Here is a 14,529-nt window from a genome sequence, read left to right as displayed (position 1 = left end):
GCCTGCCCGGCCGCGCCGCAAACCTCACAACCAAGGATCACCACCATGAAGATCGCCTATCTGGCGATGGCCTTCGTCGCTGTCGCCTCTGCCGTCCTGTTCGGTTCCGACGTCGCCCAGGCGGCGGTCATGCTCGCCGGCGCCTCGCCGCACCTTCCGCCGCTCGACGGCGATCACCTGACGATGGCGATGACCGCTGCGGCGGCCGTTTCGCCGAGCGGCTTCCGCCGCAAGGAAGAGGACCCCGACGTCAAGGGCCTGGCGGTGCAGCTCAAGGACGCGACCGACAAGGTCAAGGAGTTCGCCGAGAAGGCCCAGAAGGAGGTCAAGGAACTCGGCAAGCTGACCGAAGAAACCAAGCAGGCCGCCGACCTCGCCATGATCAAGCACAACGAGATCTCGGCGCGGCTGACCGAACTGGAGCAGAAGATGGCCGGCGGCGGCGACGACAAGCCGCAGCGCGAGAAGTCCTTCTCGGCCAAGCTCACCGAGAGCGATGAGTTCAAGTCCTGGGTCGGCTCGGGCGGCAAGGGCCGGTTCAGCATGGGCGTCAAGGCGATCATCTCGTCGCTGACCACTGACGCTGACGGCTCGGCCGGCGACCTGATCGTGCCGATGCGTGTTCCGGGGATCATCGCCCCGCCGCAGCGGCGCATGACGATCCGCGACCTGATGACCCCTGGCCGCACGAACTCGAACGCCATCGAGTTCGTGAAGGAAACCGGCTTCACCAACAACGCCGCGACCCACACGGAGACGGCGGGCACGACGAAGCCGCAGTCGGAGATCAAGTTCGACGTCGTCGTGCAGGCGGTCTCGACCATCGCTCACTTCGTCCTGGCGACGAGGCAGATCCTCTCGGACGTGCCGCAGCTCCAATCGTACCTGGAGGGCCGCCTGCGCTACGGCCTGATGTACGTCGAGGAGAACCAACTGCTGAACGGTGGCGGCACGGGCACGGACCTGAACGGGATCTACACCCAGGCCACGGCCTACACCCCGCCTATCGTGCCGAGCGCGGCGGGCAACATGACGAAGATCGACGTCATCCGTCTCGCCATGCTGCAGGCGTTCCTGGCCGAATACCCGGCCTCGGGGATCGCCCTGCATCCGTCCGACTGGGCGGACATCGAGCTGACCAAGACGGAAGAGGGCGCCTATTTGTTCGCCAACCCGCAGAATGGGACCGATCCCCGGCTGTGGCGTCTGCCGGTTGTCGAGACGCAGGCGATGACGGTCGACAAGTTCCTGGTCGGCGCCTTCCAGCTCGGGTCGCAGATCTTCGACCGCGAAGACGCCAACGTCGAGATTTCGACCGAGGACAGCGACAACTTCCGGAAGAACCTCGTCACCATCCGTGGCGAGGAGCGGATCGCCTCGGCGGTCTATCGGCCGGAAGCCTTCGTGAAGGGCGACTTCAGCGACGCCCTCGCCGCCTAACCGGGCCGCGACGCCGGCCGGCGCCTCCGGGCCGCCGGCCGGTGCAGCCACGCCCGGACAGGAGATCGCCCCATGAAGCTGATGGCTCTCGATCAGATCCACGTCAGCGCCGTGCAGTCGGACAGCCTGCGGCCCGGCAAACAATTCGAGGTCAGCGACGAACTCGGTTCGCAGCTCCTCACCAAGCATCCGCAGGTCTTCCAGCGCCTCGATAAGCCGAAGGCTGCGGCCAAGCCGCGTCCGATGGCGAAGGTCGCGCGGAAGCCGCGGAACAAGGCCAAGCCCGCCTCGGCCGAGAAGTAGGCGCCGGGCGGCCTCGGTCGCCTCCGCCGTCACCCGGCGCGTCCGCGCCTCACCCTTAAGAGAGGAGAACGACCGATGCGTCGTTACAAGCTCACGCTCACCACGGCGGCGGACGGATCCGTCACCGGCTACACGCCCCGCGTCTCGGGCAGGATCCATTCGATCCAGTATGTGAAGGACGGGTCGAACGGCTACGCGGCCGGCGTCGACTTCGCCGTCACCGCCGAAGCGACCGGCGAGAACATCTGGACCGAAGCGGACGTGAACGCTTCGGCGGTGCGGTATCCCCGCGCGCCGACGCATTCGCAGGCCGGCGTCGCCGCCCTCTATGCGGCCGGGGGCACGGCTGTTCTCGCCCCCATCGGCGTCGCCAACGACCGCGTCAAGATCGCCGTCACCGCTGGCGGCAACGCCAAGGTCGGCGTCTTCCACGTCCTCGTCGATTAAGGCGGGGTTCGCCGATGATCGTCTCCGTCGTCACCGCGCCGCAGCCCGTCGTCGAGTTGGTCGAGGCGAAGGATCACCTTCGCGTCGACCACGACGACAGCGACGACCTGATCGCCGCTTATGTGCAGGCGGCGACGGCGCACATCGACGGGCCTGACGGTTGGCTAGGCCGGGCCTTGGGCGTGCAGACGCTCGAAGCCCGGCTCGACGCCTTCCCGTGCGGCGAACTGATCGCCCTGCCGTATCGCCCGCTGACCGAGATCGTCTCGATCAAGTACGACGACGGCGACGGCGCCGAGCGGACGGTCGACGCGGACCTCTACACCCTCGACCCGGCCGGGGCGCTCCTCGCCTACGGCGCGGCCTGGCCCGTGGCGCGGACGCGACGCGGGGCGGTGCGGGTCCGCTACGTCGCCGGCTATGCGAACGGGATCCCCGCCCCGATCAAGGCGGCGATCCTGCTCATGGTCGGCGATCTGTTCGCCAATCGTGAGACGGTTGGAGCGGCGGCGGCCAGGATCCAAATGACGACGACGGTTGAGAGCCTGCTCGCGCCATTCCGCGTCTGGAGCCTCTGACATGCGCGGCGGTGAACTCGACCGGCGGGTGACGCTGCTTTACGCGACGACGGAACCGAACGGGCTCGGCGAGGAGGTCGAGACCTGGCGGACGCTGGCGACGGTGTGGGCGTCGTACTCGCCGACGAGCGACGGCGAGCGGGTGCGGGCCGCCGAGGTCGCGGCCGTAATCGAGGCGCGGTTCCGGATCCGCTGGTCTAGGTCGTTGACCGCGCTGACGCCCAAGAACCGCCTTCGCTTCGAGGGGCGCGAGTTCAACATCATCGGCGTGAAGGAGATCGGCCGGCGCGAAGGCCTGGAGATCTCGGCGGCGGCGCGGGCCGAATGAAGTGGTCCCTCGATCTGGAGGGCTTCGCCGAGGTCGACAACGCCTTGGGTGAACTCTCCAAGGCGACCGGCAAGAACGTCCTGCGGCGGGTCGGGCGGCAAGCCCTGACGCCCATGATGGAAGAGGCGATCAGCCTCGCGCCGGACGATCCGTCGACCCCGCCGCCCAACGACCTGAAGTCTTCGTTCGCGATCTCGGAGCGCCGCCGGGCGAGCCGCTGGAGCGGCTTCACCCTGCGCGAGAACTTCATCGAGCTGTTCATGGGCCCGACCCGCGCCGGCTACCCGCAGGCGATGGTTCAGGAGTTCGGCGCCGAGCCCCACTTCGTCTCGAAGAACGCCGGCCGCAAGAAGGTCCGCGCCACCCTCGTCGAGGCGGGCCGCAAGATGCATCCGGGCCATGCGCCCAGCCCCTACATGCGCCCGGCCTGGGACCGCCTTTGGCGGCCGATGCTCGACGCCCTCAAGGGTCTGCTCTGGGTGGAGATCGAGAGGGCCCGGCAACGGGCCGCCCGCAGGCAAGCCCGCCTGATCGCCAAGCTAGGAGCCCGGCCAGAATGAACGATCCCGACTTCGAGGGCATGGAGGGCGCGCTCGTCGCGCTGCTGCTCGCATCCGATCTCGTGCGCGGCAAGGTCGGAAAGCGGGTGCATTCACCCGCCCTGCCGCAGGGGGCGCAGCTCCCCGCTCTCGTGATCCGCGTGATCTCGGGTGACGACGATTACACCCACAAGGGCCCCGACGAGCTGGCCGAACGCCGCGTGCAGATCGACGCCTGGGCCAAGACGAAGGCCGAAGCCCGCAGCGCGGCGCGCGCCGTGCGGAAGCTGCTTTCCGGGTTTCGCGGCGCCGTCGACGTCGCCGGCCAGGTGGTCGACCTGGGGCCGATCTTCGCCGCCGGCGACAGGGATTTGTTCGAGGGCGAGGCGCCCGACCGGAGGATCGGTCGGTCGCAGGATTTCACCGTCTGGGCTCGCGAGCCCGACCCCACCTAACCGGAGCTGACCACCATGACTGACGCTGTCCACGGGTTCGGAACCGTCTTCCAACGGGAGACGACCGTGCCCGGAACCTACGCCGACCTCGGCACGCCGTTCGACGTCACCGTGCCGGAGCTGACGCGCGATACGGTCGACGCCACCTCGCACAAGTCCCCGAACCGGGTTCGCGAGTTCATCTCCGGCCTTCGCGATCAGGGCGAGGCGGGCCTCGGGATCAACTACGTCCCCGGCGGGACGGCGTTCACTGACCTGAAAGCCGACTGGCTCGACGACGATCCGGTGAACTACAAGATCCTCTTTCCGAACGGCGAGAGCGTTTCGTTCTCCGCCTTCGTGACGCGGGTCACGCCGACCGCACCGATGGAGGGCAAGAAGACCCTCGTCGCGCGGTTCAAGCTGGCGGGTGAGGCGACGTGGTCGTAACCGCCGTCACCCAGCCGGCGCGCGGCGAGGTGACGTTCGAGGCGGACGGCAGGACGTGGCGCCTGCTGTTCGCGACGAACGCGCTCTGCCGGCTCGAAGCCCAGGTCGACGACGCCGACGAGATCAAGCGTCTGGTCGGCGATCTCGACGAGACGCCGCAGTTCAACACCGTGCGGGCGGCGGTATGGGCTGCGCTTCAGGACAACCATCCGGGGCTCAGCTTCGACGACGCCGGCCGCCTCGTCGACCACGTCGGGCTGCGGGCGATGGGCTCGAAGATCGGCCAAGCTATCGCGCTCGCCTGGCCCGAGGCGAAGGTCGGTGCGCCGGACCCTCGGAAGGCGCGGCGTCCGAAGGGCGGCCGGGGCTAGGGTGGGATTGGGACGCCATGCTCGGCCGGTGGGTCGAGCTTGGCCTTCCGGCTTCCGAGTTCTGGGCGCAGACGCCGCGCCAAATCCTGCTGATCTTCGAGGCGCAGGTGCGCCGTCGCGTGCGAGAGCACGACGAGCGCATGCATCACGCCTGGCACGTCGCCGCCCTGGTGCGGCTCGGCGTGGCCAGCCTCCTCGACCCCAAGGGCCACGAGTTCCCGCCGCTCGACCGCCTGTTGTCGACCGCCCAGGAAGCCCGGCGGCCGAAGACCGACGACGAGCTGCGCGAGCTGTTCATCGAATGGCTTGGCCCCCCGCCCCCCAAACCGGAGAGCTAGATGGCTTCGTCGATCATCGGCGCCCTGGCCGTGAAGCTGGGGCTCGACACCGCCGCTTTCGAAGCCGGGGCGGAGAAGGCCAAGGCAGGCACCCGCGACCTCAAGACCTCGCTTGGCGGGCTCGCCACCGCCTTCAATCCCATCGCCCTCGGCGCCGGCACGGCGACGTCGGTTCTGGCGCTTTTCACCGCCGGCCTCAATCGGGCCGTCGAGGCGGCGCAGCATTCCGACGATCTGGCGACGGCGGCTTTCAATATCGGCACCACGGCCGAAAAGCTGCAGGAGCTTCGGCATGCGGGCGAGGCGGTCGACGTTCCGGTCGACAAGCTGGAGGGAAGCCTGCGCAGCCTGAACTCGACGCTCGGCGCGCTCCGTACTGGCATCGGCGACGGCAAGATCCGCAAGGCCTTCAACGAACTCGGTATTCCGCAGGCCGCGCTCGATGGCATGAACGACGCCCTCGACCTGCTGCCGGTGCTGTCGGATCGGATCGTCGCCCTCGGCAACTACGCCGATCAGGTCCAGATCGCCAAGAAGCTCGGCGTCGAGGAGCTTCTGCCCCTGCTCTTGAAGGGGTCGCAAGGGATCGATGAACTGCGCCAGGCGGCGCGCGATCTGAACCTCGTGCTCGACGAAGAGACTGTTCAGAGCATGGCGGCGATGAACGAAGAGCTGCGGGTCGCCGACGAGCGCATCGCCGCCGCCAACCGGCGCCTGGGGGTCGAGTTCGCGCCTACCTTGGTTTGGATCAAGAACCTCGCGGCCGACGCGGCGGGCGCCCTGGCGAGCATGTTCGCGTGGTTGAACGCCTCGTCGACCGTTGATTTCCAGATCGAGGACAAGCTCAAGAAGGCGCAGGCGTACCGTGAGCGCGCCGACACGTACCGCAACGGCTCGTCCTGGGACGCCTATTGGGCGGGCGGGCTGTCGGTTCCGGAGGCCATGAGCGCGACGGCCCGTGAGCGCAGGGCCAGAGAGCAGGAGGCCGAGGCCGCGCGCCTTGACCGCGAGATCGAGCAGATGGTGCTTGACGCGGAGCGGAAGGCGAAAGAGGCGGCGGACCGCGCCGCCGCCGCTGCGGGCGGGGCGGCCTTCGACCGGAAGGGTGGTGGTGACGGCAAGGCCAAGAACCGTCTCTCGCCCGTCGATCTGCAGACCATAGACCGCAGCACCATCGTCGATCTCGGCACGGTCACGAAAGACGATCTGGTCGACCTGAGCGGCTTCACCGAGGGGCTTCGCGAGGCGTCCCGCAAGGGCGTTATGAGCGGGGTAAATCAGGCGCTCGAAGGGGAGCGCCAGCGGATCACCGATCTCTGGCGCTGGACGATCCAAGGCGGGGTCTCGGCCTTCGTCGAGGGGGGTGGCAAGGGCCTGATGAAGTACCTTGCGGACACTTTCCGACAACGCCTTGTCGAGCGCGTGACGGACGGGATCATGAACGTCATCGGCGATGCGCTTAAGTCGGGTGGCGGCGAAGGTGGCGGGGGCCTCATCCGCTCGGCGCTCGCCATCGGCTCGAAGATCTTCGGCTTCGCTTCGGGTGGCTCGGGGCGGGTTGCCGGGTCCGGCGGGCCCGACAGTCAGCTTGTATCCCTAGCCCTGACGCCGGGCGAACTGGTCAACGTCACGAAGGGCGATGCGCCGGTTCCGGGGCTGCAACAGACGTTCATCCTGCACGCCGAGGGCGCGGTGCTGGCCGGTGAGCTGATGGACGAAATGCGCCAGATCGGGGCGGCCGCGGCCGTTCACGGCGAGCTGCGTGGGGCCGCCCGCGCCGAGGCCAAGATGATGCGGCGCAGCCGCCAGCGGTTGAGGTAGGTCATGGCTATCGTGCTTCCGGCCAGCCCTGCGCCTGCCAGGGCCAAACCACGTCTCGTGCAGTTCGGGCTCGACCTGAAGCCGCCGACCGGGGCGGAGGCCCAGCGGGCTCTGCGTCTCGGCACCCGGTACGCGGTCGAGCTGGCCTATCCGCCGATGACGAAGGCGCAGTTCGACGATCTCTTCGGCGCCCTGCTGGACGCGGCCACCCAGGAGACGACCGTGGTCGCCGAGTATCCGCAGGGCGCAGGCGGCGGCGTCGGCGCTCCGCTGGTGAACGGCGGCGGGCAAACCGGCTCGACGCTCAACGCGGACGGGCTGACGGCCGGCGTCGCGATCCCGCGCGGCAGGTTCTTCAGCTTCCAGGCGGGCGGCCGTCACTACCTGCACGCCACGCGCCAGGCCGTCACGGCCAGCGGCGGCGGCGCTGCGGCCCTCCCCATCGGGCCCATGCTCCGGGCTTCGCCCGCCGATAACGCCGCGCTCGAATTCGTGGCCCCCAAGATCGAGGGTTTCGTGGGGATCGACGAGATCGCCTGGGACCACGACGAGGCGGGGATCTACCGCATCGCCTTCACCATCACCGAGAACGCCTGATGACGAGCCTTTCGCCCGCCCTCGACGCGCATCTCGCGCGGGCGCAGGTCACGCTCTTCGTCGCTGTCGAGATCGTCCTGCCGAGCGCCACGATCCGCCTTCTCGACGGCGCCGGCGTGCTGACCTTCGACAGCAGGACTTTCACCGGCCGCGACCCTGTTTATGGGGTGTTGGGCCCCATCGAGCCGCTGACGGACGGGCTCGACGCCGAGGCGCCCCGCGTAACGATCAGCCTTCTTCCCCCGACCAACACGGCGGCGGCCACGCTGGCGGCCCCGGCCGCCCAAGGCTCGGCGGTCTCGTTGTGGTTCGGCGCGGTCGATACCGCGACCGGCCTCGTGGTCGACGCCCCCGATCTCTTCTTCGTCGGCGAGGTTGACGTCCCGACGCTTCGCGTGGGGAAGGGCTCTCGGGTCCTGGAGTACGAAGTGGCCTCGGTCTGGGAACGGTTCTTCCGCAACGACGAGGGCGCGCGCCTGACGGACGCGTTCCATCAATCCGTGTACCCCGGCGAGAAGGGCCTTGAGTTCGTGACCGACGTGCAGCGCCAGCTGCCGTGGGGTGCGGACCTGCCGCGCCCCGGCGCGATCACCGACACGCGGACCGGCCCTCTCGACTACGCGCGGCGCTTCGGCGGCGCCGACCTCGTCTGACGGATCTACGCTCATGCATGAGACTATCCGACGCCGCGATGCGGCGCAGGCGGCGTTCGACCGCTTCAACGGCCGCGCCCTGGCGTGGGGCCGTGACGACTGCCTGCGGCTGGCCGCGTTCGACCTGCGCAAGATGGGGCGGGCGGTCAGCCTCGCGAAGGCCGGGTCCTATTCCAGCCTTGCCGGCGCGCTGCGGGCGTTGCGGCGAACCGGGTTCGCGACGCTCGCCGAGGCGGTCGACGCCGAGGGGCTGGTCCGCATCCCGCCGGCCGCCGCGCTGCCGGCGGACCTCCTCGGCGGCACGCCGCACGAGGGCGGCCCCTGGGTGGCCCTGGGCGTGGTGCTCGGCAACGGCCGGGTGCTCGGCTTTCAGAACGGGTTCTGCGGCGTCCTGCAGCCGACGCCGGAAGACCTCGCGACCGCGATCGCCTGGCGGGTGTAGCCATGCCTCAATTCGCTATCGCCGCCGCTGCCTGGATCGGGACAGCGGTCACGACCGTGACGACGTCCGCGACCCTCGGCGCGATGGCGGCGAACGCCGTCGCCGCCCTGGGCTTCGCGCAAGGGATCTCGGCGGGCCTGTCGGCGTGGTCGACCGTGGCCGCCATCGGCGCCGTGGCGCGCGGACGGCCGAAGATCGGCGGCTCCGGCGGCTCGCCGGCCGATTGGCGGGCGGACACGCGGGCCGGCATCCCGTATCCCATCGGGGAGACCGGCCTCGGCGGAAACATCGTGTTCGCCACCACGGCCGAGGCGAAGAACGCCCATCTGCTCTATCTCACCGTCCTGTCGGGCTGCGGGCCCATCGAGGGGCTGACCGGCTTCCTCGTGGGCGACGAGACCGTGACGTTCACGGGCGATAACGCCGATCATGCTCGCTATCACAACAAGATGTGGCGGAGGTTGCAGACGGGGTCGAACGTCCCGGCCGCCTTCGATCCGCCCGCCACCACGGTCGGGGCCTTGGCCGAATGGACGTCGGCGCACAAGCTCACCGGCCTGACGGCCGAATGGCTCGTTCTGGAGTACGATCAGAAGGCCTATCCGACCGGCACGCCCAAGACCCTGCGGGTCGGCAAGTGGGCCAAGGTGTACGACCCGCGCCTCGACAGCACCTATCCGGGCGGGTCGGGGTCGCAGCGGTCGGGCGACCCTTCAACCTGGACGTGGTCGGAGAACCCGTTCCTGCACGCCCTGACGTACTGCCTGGGCCGCTACCAGAACGGCAAGAAGATCCTCGGCCTCGGCGCGATGATCGCGATGATCGACGTCGCCGCCTTCGTGGAGGGCGCGAACGTCTGCGACGCGAACGGCTGGAAGATCGGCGGCGTCGTCTATTCGACCGACGACAAGACGGAAGTGCTGGCCGCCATGCTGCAGGCCGGCGGCGGCTGGCAGACCCGCCTCGGCGCGAAGATCTCGTGCGGGGTCAACGCGCCCCGCGTCTCCATCGCCACCCTCACCGGCGCGGCCCAGGCGGACGGCGAAGTGACGATCCCGGCGGCGCGCGCCTGGCGCGACCGCTTCAACGGCGTCATTCCGTCCTACCGCTCGCCGGCGCACCGCTACGAGATCGTGCCGGCGTCGAAGATCAGCGTCGCGACCTACCTCGCCGAGGATGGCGAAGACCTGACGAGCGAGCCCGAGTTCCCGCTCGTGCAGAGCGTCGATCAGGCGGCGCAGCTCGGGTGCTACGCCGTGGCGAACTCGCGCGAGTTCGGGCCGATCACCGTTCCCTGCAAGCCGCGCTGGTGGGGCTACAAGCCCAACGACTGCATCACGGTCGACGAGCCCGAGTGGGGTCTCAACGGTCAGAAGTGCCTAATCATCGAGCGTCATCGCGATCCCATGACCGGGATCGTCACGCTCTCCCTGCTGACCGAGACCGACGCGAAGCATCCGTTCTGCCTCGGCAAGACCGGGACCGCCCCGCCGACGCCGGGCCTGACCGGCTTCGATCCGAGCCTCGTCGACGCGCCGGGCGCGGGGGCGTTCACGTTCAACGGGGCGACCTTCACCTCGCCGGACGGGGACATTCCGGCTCTGACCGTGACCGGGACTTGCGACAACCCGCACGCGGTCGAGCTGGTGGTCCGCTATCGGCCGGTCGGCGCGGGCGCGTGGGCGACGTGGGGCCCGGTCGCGCTGCCGGCGTTCGGCGAGGCCGTGCGCGTCGAGATCACGGGCGTCACGCCGGGCACCGATTACGAGGCGCAGACCGCCTATCGCTCGATCAAGGGCGTCGCATCGGCGTGGACCGCTGAGGGCACGGCGACGGCCGGCGTGTTCAATCTGCCGTCCGACAGTCCGCCGCCGTCGCCGAACCTCTGGCGGAAACAGGACTACGTCCCGGCCGGTGGCGCGAGTTCCATCGACCCGGCCTTCGGCGTCTCGAATTGGGGCTTCCGCTTCACCTCGACGGCCGGGACCGTGACGGTTTCCGGGAAGATCTTCGGCAACAAGCCGGCGGCCCGCTACTCGGTCGCGCTGATCTCGAAGCTCACGACGGGCACGGGCACGGCGCAAATCCGCGTGGGCTTCCGCGACGCGGCGAACAATCCCATCGCCGACCTCGCCGACCAGATCGTGACGGTCGGCACGACGGCGACGCGCTGGTCGTGGGACATGCTCGGGTCGGACGATCCGGACTTCGTCAACGCGAAGTTCGTGATCTTCACCGAGGCGGGCGACGTGGCGGCCGGGAAGGTGGTCGACGTCGCCGACGTGATCGTCGTCTTCGGGGGCAACGCGCCGCAGGGCTTCGCGCCGTCTCCCGACGATCCCGAGGGGCTGCGGATCTACGGCTATTCGGGCGCGCTCAACGCGACCGTCAACAAGGTCTATCGGCAACAGACCGCGCCCGTCGCGGTCAGCGACGGTGACTTCTGGGTTGTGCTGGACGGCGGCGGAAACGCCATCGCGCTACGTCAGTGGAACGGCTCGGCGTGGATCAACCCCGCCGACCTGACGGCCAGCAACACGGCCGCGGCCATCGCCGGCCAGGGCTCGCTCGCCACCCAGAACGCGGCCAACTGGGGGAGCCAAGTCACCGGCGCGGGCAAGCCCGCGAACAACGCCGACGTGACGAGCGCCAACACGGCGGCCGGGATCGCGGGGCAAAGCGCCTGGGCGACCTACACGGGCGAGACGCCGAGCGGGTATCAGAACCGCGTCCAGAACATCGACGCGGCGGGCAACCTCACGAAGTGGACGGCCCTTGCGGGGATCAATGACGCCGGGGGCAACGGGATCACGTTCTCAAGCTTCCCGCTCACCTCCGATCAGAACAATATCTACGTCGCCGCCACGACGGTGAAGGGCATCGGCTACAGCCGGAACCTTCCGGCGCAGACGATCAGCGGCCTCACGGCGGGCGAGACCTATGGCGTCGTGTATTCCTGGAACGGGAACTACTTCGGCGCGATCTTCCCGAACCTGATCGACCTGTTCGTCGCCTCGCCCGACAAGTGGCTTCTCGTCGGCGTGATGCAGACCAAGAACTCGGGCGGTCTCTACGACTACGACGCTCCCGGCCAGCGGCCCGGGTTCCTCGGCGGCGACGCCAAGTTCAACACGCAATACGTCTGAGGCGGGGACCGTCATGGACACGTCGAAGCTTTCGACCGCCGGCATCGTCGACATCACGGCGGACCTCGGCGAGGACAACGTCGAGAACCGGATCTACCGCACGGCCAGCGGCCGGACGGTCAAGGTCAAGGTCCGCGAGATCAGGCCCTCGCCGTTCGGCTGGCGGGTGTTCCACATCAGCGCGTCGGACTGCGGCCCGGACGGCAAGGCGCTTCCCGCCGACGCCGGCCTGCGGATCGCACCGCTGCGGGCGCTGACGCATCACGCGGGCCCGGACGCCCCGGCGCTGGCCGAATGGCTCGAAGAGCAATGCCTTCGCGAGGCGGCCTTCCTCGAACTCTGCGTCGCCAACGAATACGCCGACGCCGGCCGCACCGGCGTCATCACCCCCGACGAGGTCTCCAATGGAACTGCTTGACGACAACGTGGTCGCGGCGGTGGACGCCATGCAGTCGTTCCTTGACGGCTCGGCGGGCGACCCGACCGTGTCGGTCGGCCTGCGGTCGATCCTGGCGGCCCCGCACCCGTCGCCGGTCCGGCGCATCGTGACGGCCGCCGAAGCCCTGTACGCGGAAGCGCCGGCCCTCCCGCTCGCGGGCGTGCTGCTATGCGCGCAACTGGCGCACATGGCCCAGGCCCACGGCTGGCACGTCCTGGGCCAGACGGGCCGGGCGGCGGGGATCATCGCCGCGTGCCGCCGCCGCCTGGGCGAACTGACCGAAGCCGAGGCGCCGGCCGAAGCCGACCCCGCGCCCCTGGCCGATCCGGCGAACCCGGACTAGCGCCGGCCCGATCCGATCCCCCGCGAACCCGGTTCGCGACCCTCGCGGGCCCGCGCCCGCACGGCCGCGCGCGCCGTCCCGCGCGCCTCAAAGGACCCCCGCTCATGTCTAAGTCCAACGCCTTCGAGAACGCCCTCCTGAAGCTGATCTTCAACGCCTCGGCCGTGACCGGCCTGGCGGACAATCCGGCCGTGGGCGCGCTGACGAACCTCTATGTCTCGCTCCACTCCGCCGACCCCGGCGAGGCTGGCGATCAGACGACGAGCGAAGTCGCTTACACGGGTTACGCTCGCGTCGCCGTGGCGCGGACGTCGGGCGGCTGGACGGTGACGGGGGCCACCGTGTCGCCCGCCGCGAACATCGACTTCCCGGCCTGCGCCGCCGGCTCGGTCAGCGCGACGCACTTCGGCATCGGCACGGCTTCGTCCGGCGCGGGGGTGCTCCTCTACAGCGGCCAACTTGTCGACGACGTTGGGGACCCCGCACCCGTGGCGATCTCGGCCGGCGTGTCGCCCCGCCTTCTGACGACGACCACCATCACCGAAGACTGACCAAGTCGCGGCGGGAGGTTCACGCATGGCGCAGCGCAAGCACTGGTCGGCGGAGGCGCTGGGCCAGGTCAGCAACTCAACGACGACGTGGGCGAACGTCGTCACCCTGAACGTTCCGGCCGACGAGCAGACCGCCGGGGCGGCATACGTCCTGTTCTGGTCGGTCGAACTGCAGAGCCCGAGCCAAGTGCAGGACGTCATGGTCCGGGTCGTGGTCAATGGTGTGGCCGGCGCCGAGGGCCGCTTTGACTCTGCCGAGACGATGAGCCCCGTCGACTACAGCGCACCCGGCGGGTTCGTGATCTTCTCGGCGGGCGAGACGCCGGCGGCGGCTACCTTTCAGCTCCAGTATCGTTCGGAGGCTGCTGGGGTTGCCTGCCTCGCCAAGCGGGCGCGTCTGACGTTGCTCGCGCTGGCATCCCTCGATGCCCATGTCGAGAACCTAGGCCGCCAGACGACAAACGTCAGGTGGTCGACGGCGATGCAGACGGCGGCGACCCTGACGTTCACACCCTCTAGCGCGGGCGACTATCTCATACTCGCGTCGGCGCTCATCGACGTGGCGGGGTTCTCCGTCTGCGAAGGGTATTTCGATCTCTACGACGGCGCCGAAGCGTCGCCCCGGCAAGGGGTCTACAAGAGGGCTGACACCGATGTGGTCCCCGTCGTGGCCATGTGGCGGCGCGACGGTATTTCCGGGCTCCAACAGGTCCGGTTCCGCTGGGCCGCCGACAACCATTCGAGCACTGCCCCTACGGTGGGGATTTCCGAGGTGCGGATCGTGGCCCTGCACCTCGATAGGTTCGACTCCGCCCATAGTGCGCTTCTCTCCGTGTCGAGCGAAGGGGCCGACGCTGCCGACGTCGATGCGCTGACCTTGTCCGGCATGGTGAGCGCCTCGCCACATTTGGCGCTCGCCGCCTGGACGACGATTGGCTCTAACTCTCCGGAGGAAACCGCCTTCGCCTCCTTCGTCGACAACGGAACGCTTGTCGGCGAGGTCGTGCGAGAACCGACGTCGTCGATCCCCTACAACAACAACGGCGGGTGGCCCGCCTTCGTTCACCGCGCCGTCACCTACGAGGCGGGCGCTCGAACCTGGAAGCTGCGGCGGCGGTCGGAAGCGACCTCCATATCCCGCATGTACGCGGGCGCGATGATCGCCGTTCTCGACCTCGGGCTTCCGCGCGCCGAGGCGCGGGGCCTGGCGGCGGGGACCTCGACGGCGCAGGCCAGGGCCCGCGCCTTCCACGGCCGCGCCGGGCGGGCGGCGGGCGCGGCGACCGCGACGGGCCGGCGAGGGTGGTTC

19 protein-coding genes are annotated in these 14,529 nt (G+C 69.4%); all 19 read left to right on the top strand.

What is annotated here, in order from left to right:
- Positions 1-45: 45 nt before the first annotated feature.
- The gene (locus ACK4TT_RS12950; RefSeq protein ID WP_410213109.1) at positions 46-1,440 is read left to right on the top strand and encodes a phage major capsid protein; all 1,395 of its coding nucleotides are present in this window, start codon (positions 46-48) and stop codon (positions 1,438-1,440) included.
- Between the two features lie 72 nt (positions 1,441-1,512).
- Entirely contained in the window at positions 1,513-1,743 is a 231-nt protein-coding gene (locus tag ACK4TT_RS12945) for a hypothetical protein (RefSeq protein WP_410213108.1), read from the top strand.
- 75 nt (positions 1,744-1,818) lie between these two features.
- A complete protein-coding gene (locus ACK4TT_RS12940) occupies positions 1,819-2,190 on the top strand; it encodes a hypothetical protein (RefSeq protein ID WP_410213107.1) in 372 nt (123 codons plus the stop codon).
- Between the two features lie 14 nt (positions 2,191-2,204).
- Positions 2,205-2,768, top strand: coding sequence for a head-tail connector protein (locus ACK4TT_RS12935; protein ID WP_410213106.1), 564 nt, complete (start codon positions 2,205-2,207; stop codon positions 2,766-2,768).
- A 1-nt stretch (position 2,769) separates the two neighbouring features.
- Positions 2,770-3,096, top strand: coding sequence for a phage head closure protein (locus tag ACK4TT_RS12930; protein WP_410213105.1), 327 nt, complete (start codon positions 2,770-2,772; stop codon positions 3,094-3,096).
- Positions 3,093-3,656: a hypothetical protein gene (locus ACK4TT_RS12925; RefSeq protein WP_410213104.1), complete on the top strand. Its 564-nt coding sequence runs from the start codon at positions 3,093-3,095 to the stop codon at positions 3,654-3,656. Before ACK4TT_RS12930 ends, ACK4TT_RS12925 begins: the two co-directional genes overlap by 4 nt.
- Complete coding sequence (locus tag ACK4TT_RS12920) at positions 3,653-4,090, top strand: DUF3168 domain-containing protein (protein ID WP_410213103.1); 438 nt, start codon at positions 3,653-3,655, stop codon at positions 4,088-4,090. The genes ACK4TT_RS12925 and ACK4TT_RS12920 overlap by 4 nt, the downstream gene beginning before the upstream one ends.
- A gap of 15 nt (positions 4,091-4,105) precedes the next feature.
- Positions 4,106-4,519, top strand: coding sequence for a phage tail tube protein (locus ACK4TT_RS12915; protein ID WP_410213102.1), 414 nt, complete (start codon positions 4,106-4,108; stop codon positions 4,517-4,519).
- Positions 4,510-4,890, top strand: a complete 381-nt coding sequence (locus tag ACK4TT_RS12910) for a hypothetical protein (protein ID WP_410213101.1) — start codon at positions 4,510-4,512, stop codon at positions 4,888-4,890. Before ACK4TT_RS12915 ends, ACK4TT_RS12910 begins: the two co-directional genes overlap by 10 nt.
- 17 nt (positions 4,891-4,907) lie before the next feature.
- Positions 4,908-5,228 (top strand): hypothetical protein, encoded by a 321-nt coding sequence (locus tag ACK4TT_RS12905; RefSeq protein WP_410213100.1) that lies wholly within the window; start codon positions 4,908-4,910, stop codon positions 5,226-5,228.
- The gene (locus ACK4TT_RS12900; protein ID WP_410213099.1) at positions 5,229-7,049 is read left to right on the top strand and encodes a hypothetical protein; all 1,821 of its coding nucleotides are present in this window, start codon (positions 5,229-5,231) and stop codon (positions 7,047-7,049) included.
- 3 nt (positions 7,050-7,052) lie between these two features.
- Positions 7,053-7,646, top strand: a complete 594-nt coding sequence (locus tag ACK4TT_RS12895) for a hypothetical protein (RefSeq protein ID WP_410213098.1) — start codon at positions 7,053-7,055, stop codon at positions 7,644-7,646.
- Entirely contained in the window at positions 7,646-8,299 is a 654-nt protein-coding gene (locus ACK4TT_RS12890; protein ID WP_410213097.1) for a hypothetical protein, read from the top strand. Before ACK4TT_RS12895 ends, ACK4TT_RS12890 begins: the two co-directional genes overlap by 1 nt.
- A 13-nt stretch (positions 8,300-8,312) precedes the next feature.
- Complete coding sequence (locus tag ACK4TT_RS12885) at positions 8,313-8,741, top strand: DUF6950 family protein (RefSeq protein WP_410213096.1); 429 nt, start codon at positions 8,313-8,315, stop codon at positions 8,739-8,741.
- Between the two features lie 2 nt (positions 8,742-8,743).
- Positions 8,744-11,887: a hypothetical protein gene (locus tag ACK4TT_RS12880; protein WP_410213095.1), complete on the top strand. Its 3,144-nt coding sequence runs from the start codon at positions 8,744-8,746 to the stop codon at positions 11,885-11,887.
- Between the two features lie 13 nt (positions 11,888-11,900).
- Positions 11,901-12,305 carry a hypothetical protein gene (locus ACK4TT_RS12875; RefSeq protein WP_410213094.1) on the top strand — a complete coding sequence of 135 codons (405 nt, stop codon included), beginning with the start codon at positions 11,901-11,903 and terminating at the stop codon, positions 12,303-12,305.
- Positions 12,292-12,669, top strand: a complete 378-nt coding sequence (locus tag ACK4TT_RS12870) for a hypothetical protein (RefSeq protein ID WP_410213093.1) — start codon at positions 12,292-12,294, stop codon at positions 12,667-12,669. Before ACK4TT_RS12875 ends, ACK4TT_RS12870 begins: the two co-directional genes overlap by 14 nt.
- A gap of 104 nt (positions 12,670-12,773) precedes the next feature.
- Positions 12,774-13,220, top strand: a complete 447-nt coding sequence (locus ACK4TT_RS12865) for a hypothetical protein (RefSeq protein ID WP_410213092.1) — start codon at positions 12,774-12,776, stop codon at positions 13,218-13,220.
- A gap of 25 nt (positions 13,221-13,245) precedes the next feature.
- Positions 13,246-14,529: hypothetical protein (locus ACK4TT_RS12860; RefSeq protein WP_410213091.1), on the top strand; the 1,284-nt coding region annotated here is incomplete at its 3' end.

It is taken from the genome of Phenylobacterium sp., from assembly GCF_046463815.1.
Lineage (GTDB): Bacteria > Pseudomonadota > Alphaproteobacteria > Caulobacterales > Caulobacteraceae > Phenylobacterium.
Note: the sequence above shows the minus strand (reverse complement) of the source record. Positions and strands in the feature narration are given on the sequence as shown.